This window comes from Frankia sp. CeTa3Moorea, assembly GCF_978021225.1.
This window is the reverse complement of the sequence record NZ_CDXDOR010000006.1, coordinates 76,528-77,577: the sequence shown is the minus strand read 5'-3', so window position 1 is coordinate 77,577 and position 1,050 is coordinate 76,528. Positions and strand designations below refer to the sequence as shown.

The 1,050-nt window shown below is 72.8% G+C and carries 1 protein-coding gene; it reads right to left on the bottom strand.

Annotated features, from left to right (window positions below):
- A partial coding sequence (locus AC08OV_RS02635; protein WP_476619249.1) for a class I SAM-dependent methyltransferase occupies positions 1–841 on the bottom strand: 841 nt, incomplete at its 3' end.
- Positions 842–1,050 lie beyond the last annotated feature (209 nt).

Below are 1,050 nucleotides of genomic sequence, written 5' to 3'. Positions count from 1 at the left end.
CCGCACGCCACCCGGACACCGAACCCCACACCGCCCCACCCCACCGGCCCGGCGACCGCCCGCGCCAGGCCAGTACTACGAGCACACCCCTACGGCCAGCCGGACGCCACGCCGCATAGCCAGCCCGCGAACCCACAGCCAATGCGTTGACGACGGCCAGCGCCGCGCGCACCCACCACGGCGCAGCGTCGCACCTGTTCTTCACACCGGGGCCCCCATCAAGCCCGGACGCCCCAGGTGCGGCAGGTCGCACCACCGAACGGTCAGGTCGCCTCAGCCAGACAGACGATCGCCAGCGCGACGGCCAGCACCCCGAGCAGCAGCCGCAACGCCGGATTGGGAAACCGGGCTGTCGTGTCCGGGAGAGCGGGTGGAAGATCGCTAGTCGGGCGGTGGGGCGGGCTACGCGGCGGAACTCGGCGAGGGCTCGTGCTGGATGGTGCAGGTGGGGTAGGAGGCCGCCGGCGAAGACGACGTTCGCGGTGCTGTCTGGCAGGGGAAGGTGGCAGGCGTCGGCGAGGACCAGGTGGGCGAGCCGGTCGCGGCCCAGGTGGGTGGCGGCGCGCAGCATCTCCTCGGTCACGTCGACGCCGAGTAGCCGGCCGTGGGCGCCGGTGGCCGCGCGTAGCGCGGGCTGGGCCACGCCGGTGCCGCAGCCGACGTCGAGGACCAGGTCGCCGGGTTGGACGCGGGTCAGGTTGACGGCCCAGTGCACCAGGATCCCGTCGGGCTGGCTGTGCCTGTCCCAGGACTCGGCCAGCGGGCCGAAGATCCGGCGGGTGGCTGCGGGGTCGCCGGCGGTCGGCATATGCCCCGCAGGCTCGGATGCGCTGGTTGTCATCGACGCGAGCGTAGCCTCAGGCGCAACTTTGTCGCATCTACTTCGAAGGCTCGATCCGCCACGCGGGTTAGCGCGGGACCTCGGTCGATCGCCGTTTCTCTGACGCGGCCGGATGCGCCCCGCGGGTAGGCCCGATGGCGACCGTCTTGGACGCGATCAGGGCTGGTCCCGGTGGAGGCTGGCTGGTTCGCCGGCCCGGTGGGCCGTAA